10 protein-coding genes are annotated in these 19,578 nt (G+C 35.1%); all 10 read right to left on the bottom strand.

Annotation, left to right across the window (positions count from 1 at the left end; genetic code table 11):
* Positions 1-2 precede the first annotated feature (2 nt).
* Entirely contained in the window at positions 3-842 is an 840-nt protein-coding gene (gene kduI, locus FDM27_RS01510) for a 5-dehydro-4-deoxy-D-glucuronate isomerase (RefSeq protein ID WP_083382094.1), read from the bottom strand.
* A 142-nt stretch (positions 843-984) separates the two neighbouring features.
* Positions 985-2,430, bottom strand: coding sequence for an MFS transporter (locus tag FDM27_RS01505; protein WP_140484919.1), 1,446 nt, complete (start codon positions 2,428-2,430; stop codon positions 985-987).
* Positions 2,431-2,876: 446 nt separating this feature from the next.
* Positions 2,877-6,908, bottom strand: a complete 4,032-nt coding sequence (locus tag FDM27_RS01500; RefSeq protein ID WP_140484918.1) for a hybrid sensor histidine kinase/response regulator transcription factor — start codon at positions 6,906-6,908, stop codon at positions 2,877-2,879.
* 23 nt (positions 6,909-6,931) lie between these two features.
* Positions 6,932-8,767, bottom strand: a complete 1,836-nt coding sequence (locus FDM27_RS01495; protein ID WP_140484917.1) for a metallophosphoesterase family protein — start codon at positions 8,765-8,767, stop codon at positions 6,932-6,934.
* Positions 8,768-8,789: 22 nt separating this feature from the next.
* Complete coding sequence (locus FDM27_RS01490) at positions 8,790-11,753, bottom strand: glycosyl hydrolase 115 family protein (RefSeq protein WP_140484916.1); 2,964 nt, start codon at positions 11,751-11,753, stop codon at positions 8,790-8,792.
* On the bottom strand, positions 11,740-12,801 hold the full coding sequence (locus FDM27_RS01485; RefSeq protein WP_255510434.1) for a phosphatidylinositol-specific phospholipase C1-like protein: 1,062 nt from the start codon (positions 12,799-12,801) through the stop codon (positions 11,740-11,742). Before FDM27_RS01485 ends, FDM27_RS01490 begins: the two co-directional genes overlap by 14 nt.
* A 50-nt stretch (positions 12,802-12,851) precedes the next feature.
* Complete coding sequence (locus tag FDM27_RS01480) at positions 12,852-13,994, bottom strand: acyltransferase family protein (protein WP_140484915.1); 1,143 nt, start codon at positions 13,992-13,994, stop codon at positions 12,852-12,854.
* Between the two features lie 2 nt (positions 13,995-13,996).
* Complete coding sequence (locus FDM27_RS01475) at positions 13,997-16,231, bottom strand: alpha-N-acetylglucosaminidase (protein WP_140484914.1); 2,235 nt, start codon at positions 16,229-16,231, stop codon at positions 13,997-13,999.
* A gap of 26 nt (positions 16,232-16,257) precedes the next feature.
* On the bottom strand, positions 16,258-17,244 hold the full coding sequence (locus tag FDM27_RS01470; protein ID WP_219846390.1) for a family 43 glycosylhydrolase: 987 nt from the start codon (positions 17,242-17,244) through the stop codon (positions 16,258-16,260).
* Positions 17,245-17,274: 30 nt separating this feature from the next.
* Complete coding sequence (locus FDM27_RS01465; protein ID WP_140484912.1) at positions 17,275-19,569, bottom strand: GH92 family glycosyl hydrolase; 2,295 nt, start codon at positions 19,567-19,569, stop codon at positions 17,275-17,277.
* Positions 19,570-19,578: the final 9 nt, after the last annotated feature.

Genomic DNA, 19,578 nt, shown 5'->3' with positions numbered 1-19,578 from the left:
TTTTATCTTAAATCAGTGATTTTACAAACATCCATATCTCCGTAATCTAAGTTTTCACCTGCCATACCCCAGATAAAAGTATAATTAGAAGTTCCTGAACCTGAGTGAATAGACCAAGGTGGAGAAATAACTGCCTGATGATTGTTCATCCAGATATGTCTTGTTTCTTGTGGCTCACCCATGAAGTGACAAACCGCCTGATTTTCCGGAATATCTAAATAAAAATAAACTTCCATACGACGATCGTGTACGTGCGCTGGCATTGTATTCCAAACGCTTCCCGGATTTAACTCAGTCATTCCCATTTGTAATTGACAAGTAGTCACTACACTTCCAATAATCATTTGGTTCACTGTACGGTGATTAGCCGTTTCCATTGTACCTAAGTGCAATTTGTTTGCTTCTGCCAAACTCACTTTTACAGTAGGATAAGTGGTGTGAGCCGGAGCAGAATTGATGTAAAATTTAGCCGGATTTTTAGCATCAGCACTTTTAAATATCACTTCTTTATTTCCGCTACCTATATACAAAGCATCTTTAAAACCTAGTTCATAAGTTTCTCCTTCAACAACAACAGAACCATTTCCTCCAACATTAATGATTCCCATTTCTCTACGCTCTAAAAAATAAGCTGATTTAAGAGGGTCGATAGTTTCTAAAACCAAATCAGCAGCTACTGGAACAGCTGAACCGGCAATATATCTGTCGTAATGTGAATAAGTCAATACAATTTCATTCTCTTGCATTAAATCATCAATTAAGAATTCTTCTCTTAATTCTTTTGTATCATATTTTTTTACCGCTTGAGGGCTAGATGCGTATCTAGAACTGTATTTTGTCATAATTATTTTGTGTTTAGTGTAATCGATTACAAAGGTATTAATTTAATTTATTTCTACATCAACTTTTATAAAAACAAGTTATTCATAAAAAGTTAAAAAAAGAAAAACTCTCTTGCACGACACAAGAGAGCTTTAACAAATTTTACAAATCAGTTATCGGAGCATATTTAGGCACTAAAGATTTCATCACCGTCCATCCTATTAAATAACAAACCGCACAAATAGAAAAGATGATAAAGTAACCTGCTTCAATTCCTTTAAAGCCCATGAAAACCATATCCGTTTCTTTGGTATAATCAAATAAAACTCCTGAACCTTTATTAATAACTGTAGAACCAATTCCCCCTGCTAAACCACCAATACCGGTAATAGTAGCGATTGCCTTTTTAGGAAACATATCCCCTACAGTTGTAAATATATTCGCTGACCAAGCCTGATGAGCCGCTCCTGCAATACCAATAATAATTACCGGCAACCAATATGAAATATATCCTAATGGTTGAGCAACTAAAGCTAACAATGGAAAAAACGCAAAAATCAACATTGCTTTCATTCTTCCTTCATAAGGATTCATTCCTTTTTTCTCTACAAAATAAGTTGGCAACCAACCTCCAATGATAGACAACAAAGTAATCATATACAATACAAATAAAGGAAAAGCAGCCTCTGTAGAATCCATATCATAAACAGAACTCAAATAAGCAGGTGTCCAGAACAAGAAAAACCACCAAACACCATCGGTCATAAACTTACCAAAAGCAAATGCCCATGTTTGTTTGTATTTAAAACAAGCTGCTAAAGAAACTTTATCCGTATTCTCAGGAACATAACCTTCTATTTTACTATCAGCTAAAACATCTTGTTGAATGTATTCTAATTCGGCAGCATTTACTTTTGAATGACTTTCAGGCTTATCATACATAAACATCCAAAATCCCATCCATACAAAACCTAAAGCTCCAATGATAATAAACGCCATTTCCCACCCGAAAGACTTAGCAATAAACGGAATTGTAATTGGTGCCGCCAATGCTCCTACAGTTGCCCCGGCATTGAAAATACTGGTAGCAAAAGCTCTGTCTTTTTTAGGAAAATATTCAGCCGTAGTTTTAATAGCCGCCGGAAAGTTCCCTGCTTCTCCTACTGCCAAAACAAAACGCGCAAAAATAAACAAAGTAACACTTACATTAATTACCAATGCAGTATCTTCAATAGTTCCAATAACTTCCTTAGCCCCCTCAAAACCTACAAACCAATTTCCGGTAATAATACCAGAAGTTGCAATTCCGGCAAAAGCATGCAAACAAGCTCCTATAGACCAAACTCCAATAGCCCAAAGAAAACCTTTTTTAGTATCCATCCAATCGATAAATCGCCCGGCAAACAATAAAGAAACTGCATAAAAAATCGAAAACAAAGCGGTAATATTTCCGTAATCGTTATTAGTCCAATGAAATTCAGGAGCTATAAAATCACTCCATGTTAAAGAAAGAACCTGTCTGTCTAAATAATTTATAGTTGTTGCAAAAAACAATAACGAACAGATTGTCCAGCGATAGTTTCCAACAGCTTTGTTTGTTTGGTTCATAATTAAAATGTTTATAAATTTAGTTAAAGTTAAATATTCATTACTTGTTGTTTTTTTCACCGAAATCGTTTTAGAAAAAGGCAAAAAAATTAGCGCTATATCCAAAAATAAAGCGCAAAACACTATTATTCAATAAATTAATACCAAAAACAGAATAATCACAACAAAAAAAATTGTAATCGATTACACAAATATAATTCTTAATAATCGAAACACAACTATTTTGTTCAATATTTTAAAAATCTAACAAAAATAAACAGTTTTTGTAAAAATTAGACTTTTAAATTTAACATCTGCTAATGTATGTATTAAATTCTAAAATTAGCCAACACAATCAGCCAAAATTATGCCAAAACGCAATTTTTATTGAATATTCGTTAAAAATGAACTTGGATAACGAAATATTTAAAAGCCATACTAACAAAATTTAAATTATTAAAAAACAACTACTTAATCAATCGGCTTGGCGAATATCCAAACTGTTTTTTAAAACACCTGCTAAAATATAGCGGATCATTAAAACCCACTTTATCAGCCACTTCCGAAACATTATTCACTTTTAATTTTAACAACTGCGCCGCTTTTTTCAAACGAACCGTTCTAATAAACTCATTAGGTGACAAATCGGTTAATTGCTTGATTTTTCGATACAATTTAGACGAACTCATCCCTAATTCAGCACAAAGGAAGTTTGCCGTCAATTCGGGATCACTCATATTTTGCTCAATCAAATCGGTAATATTCGAAATTAAATCAATATCTAATTGTGAATGCGTCAATGTTGAGACATCACTCTCAATTTCGCCGGAGAATTTTTGTTTTAACTCGGTACGGGTTCTAATAATATTATCAATTCGGGTTTTTAATAAAGAAGGATCAAATGGTTTAACCATATACTCATCTACACCTAAATTGTATCCTTTAATTTTATTTTCGTTTTCTGATAAAGCAGTCAGCATAATCAATGCTGTATGACTAATATCGTCATCATTCTTTAAGGCTTCAACAAACTGAAAACCTCCCATAACCGGCATCATTGCATCGACCACACAAAGTGCCGGTTTAATTTTTCTACAAAGATTCAAGCCCTCATCACCATTCTCTGCCTGATACACTCTGTAAAATTCAGATAAATATTCGACTATAAAAAAGCGCAACTCGGCATTGTCTTCAATAACTAAAACAGTTTGTTTCAACTCTGTACTTTGATTGCCTTTTTTTATTTTATCTGCGGCTTCATAAGCCACTTCGGTTTCTTTGTATTCAATATCAAAAACTTCCGATTTTTTATAACTGCTTTTAGACACAGGCAATTCCAAGGTAAAAACACTTCCCTGCAAAGGAGCACTTTTTAATTTCAATTGCCCTCTGTGAACCTCAACCAATGAAATTACTAAAGACAATCCAATACCCGATCCGGTATTATTTTTTTTACTGGTTTTAACCTGATAAAATCTGGAGAAAATCTTCTTCTGGCTTTCCAGTGGAATACCAATTCCATTATCGCTTACCTCAACAACCAATATTGTTTCACCCTCTTTTTCTTTTGTTCCGATGAACAATTCCACTGTACCATAGTTATTGGTAAATTTCAACGCATTTGAAAGTAAATTGTAGAGAATCTTATGGTATTTATCTACGTCAATCCAGGCTTCGAGATTTTCAAGTTCGCAGTTAAAATTAAAATTAATCTCTTTGTCCTGTGCCAATTGTGTAAAGGAATCAAAAACGGTTTGCGTATTAGCAACAATTTCTGTTTTGGACACTTTTAATTTTAATTCTCCGGATTGTGCTTTCCTAAAATCTAAAATTTGGTTTACCAGCAACAACAATCTACTGGCATTTTGATAAATCAAATGAACTTTGGATTTATCATAATCCACGCCCTCATTTTGTTCTAATAATTGCTTGGCCGGGCCTAAAATCAATGTTAATGGTGTCCTTAATTCATGTGAAATATTAGTAAAAAACTGTAGCTTTTCATTCGATAGACGCTCGTCACTATCGCGTTTTACACGCTCTAACAAAAGTGCCTGTCTTAGCTTAAGACGGGATTTAATTTCTTTTCGGATGTAATATGAAGACACCGAAAGTATTAAAATCAGTAACAGGAAAATCTTTGTATTAGTCCAAAAGGGAGACAGAATAGTAATTTTGTAAGCTGCCGTTTTACTCCAAATTCCATCACTATTACTAGCTCTTATTTTAAATGTATATTCGTTAGGATTAAGGTTAGTATATTGAATAGTTCTGGCATCGCTAGTGGTAGTAATCCAGTTTTTATCAAAACCTTCCAGCATATACTCAAAGGTATTCAATCGCTCATTAGTATAAGAAGGTGCCGAAAACTGAATGGAAAAATTGCGATTATCATAATTAAGTTCCACTTCCTTATGGATGTTAATATCCTTATAAAACGGAATCTGACCATTGATTTCTAAGCCAGGAAACACCTCTTCATTTTGAACTTTAAACTCTGTTATAATTGGCGAAGGCGCTATTTTATTCTCTTTAATTTTATCAGCCGAAAAATAGATGATTCCATTTTTACCTCCTAAATAAATAGTTGAGTTATTTAAACTGTAAAATCCTTTAGAACTAAAAACATCTAGTCTATTACCGCTATCAACATAATAAATATTTATTTTCTTTGACTTTTTCTTATATCTGGCAATACTGTTATTGTTGATATTTAACCACAAATAGCCATCATTATCCATTTCTAAATCGGTAATCCATTTTCCATGCAGTTCTTTAGGCTCTAAAACAGGAACAAAATTATCTTTCTTGGCATCATAAAGGCCAATACCTTTGACTGTTGCCACCCAAATATCTCCATTGACATCAATTAAAATATCACTCACATGACTGGCAGGCAGTCCTATTTTTTCATGCTCACCCTTCAAATACAGTTTGAGTTTTCTGCTCTTTACATTATATCTTGCAACCCCAGTTTCAGTTGCAAACCATAAATTCTTAAAACGATCTGTTTTTATCTTATTAATCTGAAAATCTGACAACAAAACACCTTTTGGAACTTTAATTTCTAAAGTTTTTGCGTCTAAAATTACAGCTCCTTCCCCAAAAGAGCCTACTACCAAAGTATTGTCATCGGCTACTAAAAAAGAAATTATAGGCGAACTTTTCACCCCAATATCAACTAATCTGGAACTATTGGACAAATAATTATAAACCAATATTTTACCATCCCACAAACCACAGTAAAACAGCTTTCCGTCATTAGAATAAATACTGGCAATATCATATCTGTTATTGAACAATGGAACAAATGACTTTTCTCTGGAAACAAAAAGCCCATTGTATCTTGTAGCCACAATCACTTTGCCGTCATAAGTTTTAGCAAAACCACGGATATTAGGTTTTTGATTGTCATTATACAATGAAATATCTTTGTTAATTTTAAACTGATCTCCATAAGGATCATATTTATCTAAACCATCCTCTGTACCTATCCACAGCACCCCTGATTTATCAAAATACAAGGAATTCACTAAGTTTCCTACCAGTGAATTATCATCGGTAAGTTTGGAGAAATACCTTTGAAAATTACCCGTAGCTATATCTTCTAATTGATTACAAACCAAAAGTCCTCCAAGAGTTCCAAGCCAATATTTACCGTCGGGAGCACGGGCAATTGAAATAAAATAAGGTCCTAATTTATTTCTTAAAACCGCATCCTTAATATAAAGATTCTCAAATGTGTTTTTTGACTTGTTTAACTTATAAAGACCTTCTCTTGTACCAACAAAAATATCCGATTTAAAATCTTCATAAATGAAATTGATATAAGGATTTTTTTGATTCGAATTAGGGATAGACAAACCATAAGTAGCTATTTTTAAAATCTCACCCTTGGCTCCCAGTATAATTTTAGCTACTGAACCTTTGCCAAAACTTCCTACCCAAATATTTCCTTTTTTATCCTGAAAAACTTCTTTTACATACTCAAAACCTTTAATATTTATTTTAGAAAACCGTTGTTCTTTAGGGTAATAAACAGCGAGTCCTTTACTCATTGTACCTACCCAAACTCTTTTAAATTTATCTACATGAACAGCACGAATTTCATCTTCAGGCAAGCTATTTGGATTGTTTTTTTCATTAAAAAAAGTACTAAAAACATGCGTATCCATTTTATACAAGGTAAGCCCTTTTCGGGTTCCTATCCATAAATTATTAGAAGTTTCATCAAGTTCTAAAGCGGTAATATCATCATTATACAGTTTGTTCTTACCCAGTTCCGAACTCATATAAGGTTTGAACTGATAGCCGTCAAATCTGTTCAGTCCAAAAAAAGTACCCAGCCACATAAAACCGTTCTTATCCTGAACAATATGCCTCACCGAATTATACGAAAGTCCATTACTCTCATTATAATGTTCGAATTTTATATTCTGCCCAATACTCGTAGAGAATGAAATAAAAAAAACTAAAATGATAATCAATTTAGATTTCATAAATAAAGTGGTTTAGCACAAAATTAATTGTGGATAGTATTTCTATTCAAATTTATGATAAAATTATCTGATGGAGCATCATTTAGAAAACTTTTAAAAATGGAACAAAATTCATAAAACGAAGTTTCTAGTTTAGTTGGATTAGTCTGTTTTTTATAATGTGCTATATAAGAATCAATAATGATTTTGTATTGACGAATCCGCTCTTCTCCAATGTCTTTTAATGCCAATTCATCAGCTGAATACAGTCGATAAAAATCAAAAATCAAATCAAAACCTGTCCAGCTTTTATCTTTAAATTTCTGTTGATTTGAATGAGAAATATTAGCAAAAGCACACAAATCCTTTGCTGTCGATTTCAACAGGAAATCTTTAAAATCTTCAGGCCAATCCTTTTTAAGAAATCGTGTTCGAACGAGTTCTTTGAGATGCCAATTCGTAAATTCATGATAATTTTTAGCTTCTAAGATTCCTTTATCCCAAATATCCGGATTTCCAGTACTTTTTAAATAAGCATATTCCTGTTCGTACAAAGGAAAAAGCGTTTTAAATCCAGGCACCGAATCAATAGCAACTGTACTTATCTGCATCTTATTTTTACTTTGAATCGTCAGGATTTTATACCCCGGAATATAAGCCGCCAATGATGGAATCTGGATATTCACTAATCCCTTTCCATTTTTATATTTTCTGATTCCCGTGTCATTGATGTGCATGTGTCCCGCAAAATGAAGTTGCACTCCGGCTTCCGCAAAAATTTGTGCCACTTCTTCACTTGGAACTCTATGCAACTGCATTTTATCTTCACCAAATAATGCTTTCATCATAGCTGAAGCACCATCATTAAACTCAATCATCGGATAATGACTGAACGCAACTAAAGTTTTGCCTCTTTTTTTTGCCTCCTGAACCACTTTAGTCACCCATGCAATTAAATGTTTTTTATGCGTTAAAACTTGGTTGTAACCAATATTGGCACTATTGTAATTTAATGGATTTTTCGGATGCTCCTTTGCCTCTTCTTTGGGCACATACACATTGCCATCAATGGCTAAAAACCAAACGTCTTTTTGGGCTTCTACCAAATAACTTAAATCGGGAATTTGCGAATTGTAAGGCGGAATGGCATAGGTTCTTTTTTCGATTGTGGATTGCTCCAATGCCTTTTCGAAACTATAATTATCCGGATTGTAAGGCGTAAATGGAGTTTCCCAATACAAATCGGTTTTCTTTGGAAAAAAACCAAAATCGCCTAGTTCTTCTAAAACTTCGGCATAGCCCATCGTACCGATATCTTTTGTAATCACCGCAGGAAGTTCATCAGAACTTTTAGAAACGTACATTCCCGCTTTACTCATTATCACTTGATTTTTTCCTCCTTCGCCCAGAAAATCAGTTTTACCGGAATCGGTCAAAAAGGGTTTTGCAACATCGTGATTTCCTGTGGTAATTATAAAATGAATTCCATATTTATTCGAATACTCATTCAGAATCTTTTTTAATCCCCGAATGTTTATGGGTTGTCCGTCATCACTAAAATCTCCAGGAAGAAGAACCGTCTTTATATTTCGTTTTGCCACATCATCCAATGCAGCAATAAAAGCAAAATAATTTTCGTTAAACAATCGGGTGGATTGCAATTGGGATTTCATAGTTCGCGCCAAAGTATATTTCCCATCATAAAGATTCAGTACACCTTTATAATCCGAATCGGAAAATGTCCCATAAATATCCAGTAAATGAACATCAGATAAGAATGCAACTTGAGTGCTTTTAGGTGTAAATTCCCTGACCGAAGTACAAGAAACAACGGTCAAAACAATAGTCAAGCCCACAATTACTTTCTTACAATAGTTCATTCAATATAGTATTTTTCAAAATTTACATTTTTGTTTCTGCTGGAAAAGCATAGGAATCCTTCCAGCCTCCCAAATCAATTAAAACGCGGTCAATCATTACTCCGGGATCAACCATCCAGATTCTCAATTTATGTTTTCCTGCTTTATTGATAATTTGTGATGCCGATTTTACTGCCGCATTTTTCAATACATTTTGTAGCCATTCGTCACTTCGACCAAAAGTTTGAAAATCTAAAATAACAGGTTCCGCATCATCAATAGCTACGGCACATCGCACTCCTTTTCCCTGGTAAAAAGCATGCGTCGGAATGGCCTGTACTTTTACATTGGCCTGACCAAAATTAAAACTATAAAAATCATATTCCATAACTGGACTATTGGCTTTTATGGCTTTCAAATCCACTTCAGAATTAGCCGTTCTTGGTAAAGCCACACTTACTTTTCCTGCATATCCAATACCTTCAAAAGTTTCCCATTTAGCGGCTGTACCTTCTTTTTTATTCGAATAATTCGCAGCATTAATCGAAACATATCCTTTGTCTTCCACAAAACCTTTATAATTTTCTAATGCTTCAAACTTTGGGTTAAAAGCCGAAACCCCAATAGTAATCAAAGTGTCTTTACTCACAAAATCTATTGCCGAATTGACTTTGTAACTTGGTGGAATCAATTGGTAATCATGTCCTAATGGTGCTTCTTTTTTATTTTCTCCTTTTGGAACTTTACTCCAGTCGATACTTACCCAAATGCGTTGCTGACTGTTTTTATTATTATCCAAAACACCTTGTTTTTCGGAAATTTTAATCCAATCTGCTTTTGGTTTTGCTTGCCAGGAAACTTCGCCAGCGCCTTTCATAAAAACATCAATATAGTACTGATTGTTTATGTAAGCGTTAAAAACAGGCAAAACATCGGCATAGGAATTCTCCGTTTTATGATTGACTTCCATTTCATAACTTTCCAGAGCCAGTTTCAATTCCGGTTTTGTTACTGCAACTGCTGTGGTTGCTGTGGTTTGTCCAAAAACTGGCAAATGTCGCGGAGCCATACTCATAATATGTTTCCATTTTCCGTTAGCCAATTCGTTATTAAAATAGTTTGTTTCTTTCTGAATTCGATTATAAGCTTCTTCAGCTTTTGCGGCAAAAAAAGAAGCGCTGCCTCTTCCCTGTTCGGCAACGAATTTATTTTTATACGAATACAACCATTTATGATTTAAACTTGCTGCACCAACAACAGGATAGGTTACCAATTCGTAAAAAGCATTTTGACGATTCGCTGGAATTGCATTTTTCAATTTTTCGGCAGTATCCATCAGATTTTGGTATTCGTCAATTCTTTTCGAAACCTCATCTCCATAATGGATTTGAGTCAGTGCTGTTGGTTTTGATTTCGTTTCAGGTTCTACCTGATTCCAGGCCATAAACTCAGGACGACGCTGGAAAGCCAAACGATAATATTCAAAAAACAATTCTGTTATCGAATTAGAATTCTGAGTTCCAAATTCTCTCGAAGCCCAATTTTGCATGTGTGTTTTCACACTTTGGCTTTTAGCAAAAGAGTTCATATCCCAAGCCATATCTAAAAACAATTCGATATTGTATTCATGGGGTTTGATATCTCCACAGTTCAAAATCCATAAATCACGGGATTGAAATTCATAGGCTTTTTCCATTTCTTCCCACATTAAAACAGGATTAGTCGAATTCAACCACAAATAATCATGTGGACGTCCCCAATAAGAAGTATGGTAATAAATTCCCGCACCACCAGGACGTTTTTGCTCTTTTAGGTTACTCAATTGACGGATGTATCCATAATTGTCATCAGTCCAAACCAGTTGTACATCTTCCGGCAACTGCAATCCTTTTTGGTAATAATCCAATACTTCTTTATATGGAATAAATGCCTGCGGAATTTTAGCAGCATCTTTCCCTGTAGCTTTTTTCAAAATCGCTCTTTGATCGGTAATTACCTGTTCCAATAATTTAACCTGGGAATCCGAATCGTCTTCGCCAACAATCATCGGAGAATCGTGTTCACCACGCATTCCTACGGTATAAATATTTTCGAAAGGAGCGGTTTCCTTAGCTCTTTTCCTGAAAAAATCTTTGATTACTCCTGAGTTCGTATCATAACGATATTCACCCATAGTATTATGATTCCATTCTGCATTAATATTACTCAACATCGGTTCAGCGTGCGAAGTTCCTACCACAATAGCATAATCATCAGCAACTTCTTTGTTTTTTGGGAAAGAATAAAAAGCTTTGGTGCTTTTGTGCATTGCTGGCCAAATGGTATTGGCTCTTAAACGCAACAATAATTCAAAAACTTTCGCATAGGTTTTGGGTCCAATATCTCCCGTTTCCGGTTCGAATGTTTTGGCTGCCCAGGGTTGTAATCCCCAATCTTCGTCGTTTAGAAAAATCCCTCTGTATTTCACCGATGGCGAACCATAGGTTTTAGTTGCTATGTTTAAAACCAAATTATCTTTTCTGTCCGGTGTAACATCAGCCCACCATTCCCAAGGAGAAACACCAATCATTCTGGAAATTTCTAATAAACCATAAGCCGTAGCTCTTCTGTCAGAACCTACAATAACCAATGCTTTTTTTATGGTTGCTGTTGGATTTTCGACTACTTGAATTTTATAGGTTTCCCATTTTCCTTTTACATCAGTAACAGTGATTTTTTGCTTCGAAACCAAAGCGTCTATCCATTTACTTTGTCCAATAGTTCCAGCCATAATTACTATTCCTGAACTATTTTTCGCAATGTTCAATCTTTGATTGCTTATAGAAAACACATCATCGGTCAGCATTTTAGCAGCGATATGAACCACTTTTGGTTCTTTGTCTTCTACTAAAATACTCGCTTTTTGATTTGCCGAAACAATAGTAAAATTGCTATTTTGTGCTTTTAATGCATTGGCAAAAAAGACAATAAAAACTAGAAAAATGGTATTAAACTTATTTTTGAACATGATTTCTTTTTTTAATTCTTTCGTAACGGTTATTGTCAAAACTCACCTGAAAAGATGATTTAAAAAGTGTCGATGGCATATAATAATCAGTTGAAATGACCTGTGCCCCCGATGCTTTTGCTTTTTCGAATTTAGTATAATCATTCGTTCTGGCTTCCGTTGTTCCGTCATCGGCGCGAGTGCGAACGATATAACCTTTGGCTACTAATTCCTTTATATAATCAAAATTTTTAATCGGGTCGTTTATGACTCTAAAAGCCGCTTCAGGATTTCCTTCTTTACTGTTTACAAACAACACTCTGTTTTTTAAACTGGGATGTCCTTCAAGATAGCGATTCATTTTAGTTTCATTTTCATCCAAAACAAAAAGGAATCTTCCTTTAACAGCATTCAAATCAGGCCAGCCTTTTTTTAAAATAGCCTCTTCTAAGGTATTGAATTTTCCCCGAACCAAATCAGGAGTTATCAATTTTGAATCATCAAAAACCGAACGAATTTCGATATCAATACTATCTAAAGCCGATTTTGTAAAAGGCAAGGGCTCTCGTAATTTTCTATTATTATCATCTTTGGCATTTATCAAAATAAAAACAGGTGTATGCTTTGGATTTTTATCCGACCATTTCTTTAAAGCGAATAATCCTTCTTTAAACAACAAATAATGACTTCTAAAATCGATATCGGGAACATGAAACATTTTTAATCCGGGCTGAGCCAACTTATTTGCTGTGTCATATTCCAGTGGTACTTTCCCTAATGATTTTACAATTGCCAAACCTTTTGGATTAGAATAATAACCTCCTTTAGGATCATGCAGCACATCGTATTCTAAATTTCGAAGCCCTAAATCCAATTGCTTTTCAATAGGAATATGACCGTATTGAAGTGACTTTGCCACTGCCGAATCTCGTTGAAACAAATAATTCCACAACGGCTCTTCAATAGCAATTTTATATGAATTATGACTCCCAATCACCTGAATTTCATTCATTTTTACAGGTTCTTCTTTTTTAAAAGAAACCAATAAAAACAAAAAGATTATTAGCAAGCTTAAAATTTTATTTTTCGAAATCATATCAAACCATTTAACTTCTATGATTAAAGTTTAATATAAATACGCTTTTTATTCAACCACCAGCCCAAAGACCAGCAAACCAACATGAATACAATGGCGGTAACAAATGCACCAAAACTTCCTGGAAAGATTCTTTGAAAAATACGTTCGCTCACCCATTCAAAAGCATCCATCTCCGAATTTACCGGAATCAGACGTAAAGTGATAAAAAACAATTCAGAAAACAAATAAATAAACAGAGGATTTTTACCAAAAATGGTGGTGAATTCTACTCCAAAATGCTTTTGTTTTAATTCGATGAAATAAATTAAAATAGCCATGATGGACAAATCAATTCCAACTGTGTACAACACAAAAGAACCTGTCCACAATTTTTTTGAAATGGGTAATACCAAATCCCACCAACGTGCTAAAGCCATCAGAAGAAAACCAACAATCAACAGTTTTGCTATTCCTTCAAATGTTTTTCCAATTCTCTGAATAAAACTTCCTGCAATAAAACCACCTATAACATTGACAATGGATGGCAAAGTGCTTAAAATTCCTTCCGGATCAAATGGAATACTATCGCGTTTGTAAATATGACCTTCTCCTAAAACAAATAAATCAAAACGAGTTACAGCATTGGTGGCCATTTCTAATTCGGCTCCTGGTTGTCCAAATAAATACAATATTGCCCAATATCCCAACAACAATATTACCGAAAGAATTATTGCTGCTTTCTCTGATAAATAAAAAAAAATAATAGCCGTAACAAAATAACATAAAGCAATGCGTTGCAAAACCCCCATAATGCGGGTTTCGGCAAAAGGTTTTAATTCCCAGGCGCCATCCATTCCTTGTCTAAAAAAAGGAAACCAATACATTAAATAACCCAGAAGAAAAATGATAATGCTGCGTTTGATGACTTTTTTCCAAAATACATTAGCCGTAGTTTCTTTCATTTTTCCCATAGAAAAACTCATTGCATTTCCCATTGCAAAAAGAAAGGAAGGAAATACCAAATCAGCTAAGGTGAATCCAAACCAATTGGCATGAGTCAAATAGTCATAGAAATGAGCTCCCGTTCCAGGTGTATTGACTACAATCATTAAACAAATCGTTAGTCCCCTGAACATATCAAGGGACAAAAAACGATTGGAATTTGGGTTAGAAATTGCGTTCATGTTTAGTAATCGTATTTAATTGGTGCCATTCTTTCCGTTACGGGAATAATACGGGATCTGTATTTTTTATGTAATGCTTTGGCAACCTCATTTGGATTCCCTTTAGCTTTTACCGGAAAATCTTTTCTCTCCGTTACCCATTTCCATTCCCATTCTTTTATTTTATTATCAAAATTATCCTGATTGAATTTTCCCCAATTGGCTTTTACATCTGTAAAAAATTGTTGCCAACGTGGTTTGTAAAAATCAGTAAACAGTCCACTCCACTGACGGTTGCTGTATTCATGCAATCTGTTATCAGCTCCGCCCCAAAGCGTAATTAAATCACGGGCGTTTTGCTCATACAATGCTTTTTCTTTTTCGTCAATCCCCCAGCTTCTGGCATCAGCAATCCAAGGTCCTAAAAGGAAATCCTGACGTGTAGCTAATAACAAATCCATATCGTCAATCAATTCTAAAAATTCCTTGCTGTATTTATCAAATGCTGCTTTATCGTTATTTTGATACGCCTTAGTTATTTCTTGTTGCAAAGGCAGCGCATAATTTGCCAAAACTTGTCTGCTCACATCCACCAAATCATATTGGAAACCATCTGATTTTTGAACAACAGGAATGGCTTTTATAAAAAGATCCCAAGCTAGAAGTAGATCTTTTGGCGCATAATTTAATTTGGTTCTTGCCCAACGACGGTAACCTTCAAAAGTAGGACGCGACACAATAATTGATTCTGCTCCATCACGAATCACTTCTCCATTATATACTGTTTTTACCAGAATATCCCAGGCTTTAGAAATATCAGCATTTGATTTTCCGTAGCGGTTTAACGTATATTTAGCCAACCATGAATTCAATTCGATAGGTGTATCTCTCCATGTATTATCCGTCATCAACTCATACAAAACCGGATTTTGCTCAATCGCTTCCATCGTTAATCCAATTCCTTTTAATTTTCCTGATTTAGGATCTTTTAAAGCTTTAGCAGGTTCATTGGCAACGGCTTCAATTCTTCCAAACATCGAAATATTTCCACCAAAATTGTGCAGCATATTCCAAATCCATTGTTTGCCATAAAAAGCTTCTGTTCGTTTCCAAACCGGTTCAATTTCGGTAGCCAAATCCAAGATAATCATGCGATCATCAGGAACAGCATCGAGCATTCCTTTGATTTGTGGTGCTTCCCAAAATTCTCTGTGACTGTAAAAAAGCCAACCCTGCATTACCCAAACCGCATCTTTATCGGCTGATTTCATGCCTTCGAAAATCTTCTTACTCAATTCAGAAAGATAAGCCGGATCATTGGATGGTGGCGTATTTTCGTTAAAAGTATCCGCTGAATACAAGTGATCGGTTCCGTAAACTTCAGATTGTTTTTCTAAGAATTTCTTACCTATTTCGGCAAATAACGGATCATCAGAATCTAAGATGTATGTATCTTCAAAGTCATTCCCCCAGTTGGTTTGTTTTAATTTAGCATTTGGAAAGAACTTTTTGAAAGAAGCTGGAACGTGACCTGTAAAAGCAGGCAACACGGTTTTCATTCCTAATTCACGTTCTCTTTTTAGAATTTTCAATTGCAAATCACGGTGCGTATCTTTCCAGTTTTTAGACAAAGGTCCGCCCCAGCCGTCTAAATTTCCCATCCAAAACCAGGAGAAATAAGCAGGTCCACTAAAAAAAGTACTCAAATCTTCATCAGTAAAACCATAAGATTTATAAACTTCATCCCAGATGTATTCTTCTCCTGTAATGGCAAGCGGCATGTTGATTCCGTGCAAAGCCATCCAGTCAATTTCTTTTTCCCAACGAGTCCAATCCCACCAACTCATGCTGTAATTGAACGTACAATAGTTCAAATAATAGCGGTATTCATAAGGTGTTTTTTTATGAATCAATTTAGGAACTGCCGGTAATTTTTTAGGCAAATTCAAATTGGTTCCATTCCAGGTAATTTGGCTGTTCGTAAAATTATTTAGATAATAATACAAAGCCGATGCAACCGAAACCCCATTGTTTCCTCTTAAAACAATTTTGTCTCCTTTAGAAATAATTTCGAACCAATCTTCTTTATTGGAAGATTCGATTTCGACACTAAACTGCGAAGCGTGATTTGGCACAACGCGAGCAATAAGCTGGCTGGCAGTAGTAGCTATTTCTGTTTTTGATTTTGTCGATTGACAGTTTCCTGCTTCAAAAACAAAAACAATAAACAATAGGATTAATTTAAAATTGGTTCTCATATTTTTTTAGATTATATTATAGAAAATCAGAAACTGGAAATACCAGTTGGTTTTATTTTTATTATTTGGTGATTCGTATCAAAATTCAAACTATCAATACAAATTTGGCGTAAAACATATTCTTCCTTTTGTGGAAAAATTCGATGGTATAAGATATAATCCTGTCCTTTTTCATTAAATACAGAATGATGTCCTGGTCCATAAGTTGTACTATCAGCAGACGTTTCCAGAATAGGACTATTCGAAGCTGTTTCAAATGGACCTAATGGAGAATTTCCCACAGCATATCCTACTTTATAAGTGGCATCTATGGCTTTTCCTGATGAATACATCAAATAATATTTCCCAAAACGCTTAATCATGTATGGAGCTTCAAAATAATCTTTAGGAGTGACTGCTTTGGGTTCTCCATGAAATGAAATCATATCTGAATTTAGCTTAGTAGCCATACAAACACCATTTATCCAGTTAAATCCCGAACCCCAATATAGATAAGCCTGACCATCTTCATCAATAAAACAATCGGCATCGATATTATGTACAGCAGGATAGTCTTTTGATGAAATTAAAGGAGAAGAATCTTCTTTGGCATTTTTCCAGGGACCTAGCGGAGCATCGCTCACACCAACCCAAATTTCGCTTCCAACAGAAACATACATATAATATTTTCCGTTAGCTGCTTTTTTAACAGAAGGCGCCCATACCATAGAATCATTTGAACCCGGACTTGTGCACGCTTTTTTTGTGGGCCAGTTTAAATGATGACGTTCAAATTTCACGAAATCCTTTGTTGAAAACACAGCCAGTTCATCTCCTCCCCAAGGATCGATAGTGGCATAAATAAAAAAAGTATCTCCCTCTTTTACAATGCAGGGATCTGCAAAATATCCCTCTATAATAGGATTTGCTATTCTTGATTTAGTTTGTAGATTTTCCTTCTTGCTTGTTAGCTTACAAGAAATCAGCAACATGCTCATCAGCAAAATAAAAATACCCGGTTTAAAATTCTTCATTACTATTATTTTAATCATCAATAAAAATTATTATTCCTCAATTATTTGATCTGATTTAGATGGCGGAACTTGTTTTGTTCCCCAGGTTTTAGAAGGTGTTGCAGCCATTTCAAATTCTAACACACCACCCGCAACAATATCGCTGTGCTCAATAAATGCATTTTCGAATGCTTTTCCGTTTAATGTTACCGATTTGATGTATTTGTTTTTATCCGAAAAATTCTTGGCTTTGATGGTAAAATCCTTTCCATTTTCCTGATGAATCACCGTTTGTTTGAAATATGGCGAATTGATCAAATAATAAGATTGTCCCGCATTAGGATACAAGCCCATCATGTGAAAAGCCAGCCAGGAAGACATCGCACCTGAATCGTCATTTCCTGGAATCCCATTTCGGCTGCTATTGTAATTCTTATCAATAATTTGGTGAATGCGGTCGTTACTCAAATCAGGACGACCAATCCAGTGGTATAAATTCGGACTCAAAAATGAAGGCTCATTCGCAACGTTATAAAATCCTTTATCAAACAGCGTGTTTAGTCTTTTCTTGAAAGCTTCATTTCCACCTGTTTTTTTGATTAACATCGCCACATCATGAGGCACTGAAAGTGAATATTCCCAAGAACTGGCTTCGTAAAAAACACCACACCACCAGCAAACACAATTAGGCCAATCCTGCGCCAAAGGTGTGTAAGGCACATAAGAAATTTTCCCGTTGGTTGCAGCGCATTGAATGCTATCTACCCATTTTCTATTGGAATCTTTTGGCATAATAAAACCACGGGAACCATTGTCTTCGATGTCTCTCCACAGGTTTTGCCAGTTGTCAGCCTGCTTGATAAAACGCCAATATTCTCCTTTGCGTTTGGTTCCTTTGGCTACAATTGCCAGACAATAATCATTATACGAATATTCTAAAGTCCGGTTTCCGGAACGCACATAATCCGTAGAAACATATCCCAAACGATTGTAATCTACTAATCCGCCACGACCTTCTTTTTCTTCATTTCCACCCGGAGGAAACAGAGCATCTTTCATCATCGCTTCCAATGCCAACTTGTAATTAATGCCTTCCAGTCCTTTTACAAAAGCATCGGCAATAACCACCTCAGCGTTTGACCCCCCCTGAGTTCGTCCATTCGAATTTCCACTTCTTGCTTCCGGCAAATAACCGTCGCGTTTGTAAATTTGCAACATCGCATTGACAATATCAATTTCGCGTTTAGGATCTAAAAGTGTAATTAATGGACTTGAAGAACGATAAGTATCCCAAATGGCATAAAAATCATCATAATAAGGTGAATCATTTTCCCATAACGGATTTTCTCCTGTACGATCCACCGGCATCAACATAGTATGATACAAACCCGTATAAAACATAGTTTTCTTTTCTGTCGAAGCTTCTTTTTCAACTTCCACTCTTTGCAATAAATTCTCCCATTTTTGTTGGGTTTCGGCCAATTCTTTATTAAAATCCCAATGCGGAATTTCTTTATCGATATTTTCTCTGGCTTTCAAACTGCTAATGAAAGAAATTCCGATTTTCATATTCACTGTCTTGTTTGCTAAGCTTTCGAAAAATAACATCGCTCCGGTTTTCTTTCCGTTGTCCACCTGATTTTTTTCATTTGGAAAAAACTTCTCGTCTTTCCAGGTAGAAAAATTAGTAAATGGCTGATCGAATACCGCAGAAAAATAAACGGTATAAGTAGCTCCGTTGTTCCAACCACCACGAACTTTAGTGTAACCACGAACTTCAGTATCCGAAATCACTTCTACCTGAGAACCTACAAATTGCTGTGCTTCTCTTCCGTCAGGAATAATGGACTCGTCCAAATATCTTCCTAAATCAATTTTAATTGCATTTTTAGCATTCGAATTAAAAATAAATCGATAAAAAGCAGCTCTGTCAGAAGTTGTGATTTCAGTTTGAATATTCCATTTTTTCAATAAAGCGCCATAATAACCTAAGGCCACCTTTTCGTTTTCTCGTAAAGATTCCTGTTTGATAGTTTCAAAATCGCCCGAAATTGGCATGATAGAAACATTCCCATATTTAGCTCCACCTCCGGTACCACTCACGTGAACCTGGCTAAAACCATAAATAGGTTTGGTCATATCGGTGGTAAAACCACTATTCGCGTTTAAGTCATTATCGGGTCCAGGTTTGATCATTCCGTAAGGACATGAAGGACCTACAAAAACATTTCCCAGTCCTTCTGACCCAATCATTGGATCAACAAAACGATGATTTTGTGCATTCAAAAACAAACATTGCAACAGCAATGTCAAGCAAACAAAAATGGAATTTCGACTTTTCTTCATGATTTCTAT

This window comes from Flavobacterium sp. GSA192 (assembly GCF_006386525.1).
Taxonomy (GTDB): Bacteria; Bacteroidota; Bacteroidia; order Flavobacteriales; family Flavobacteriaceae; genus Flavobacterium; species Flavobacterium commune.
The sequence above is the reverse complement of the archived record's forward strand: the minus strand, read 5'-3'. Positions and strand labels throughout refer to the sequence as shown.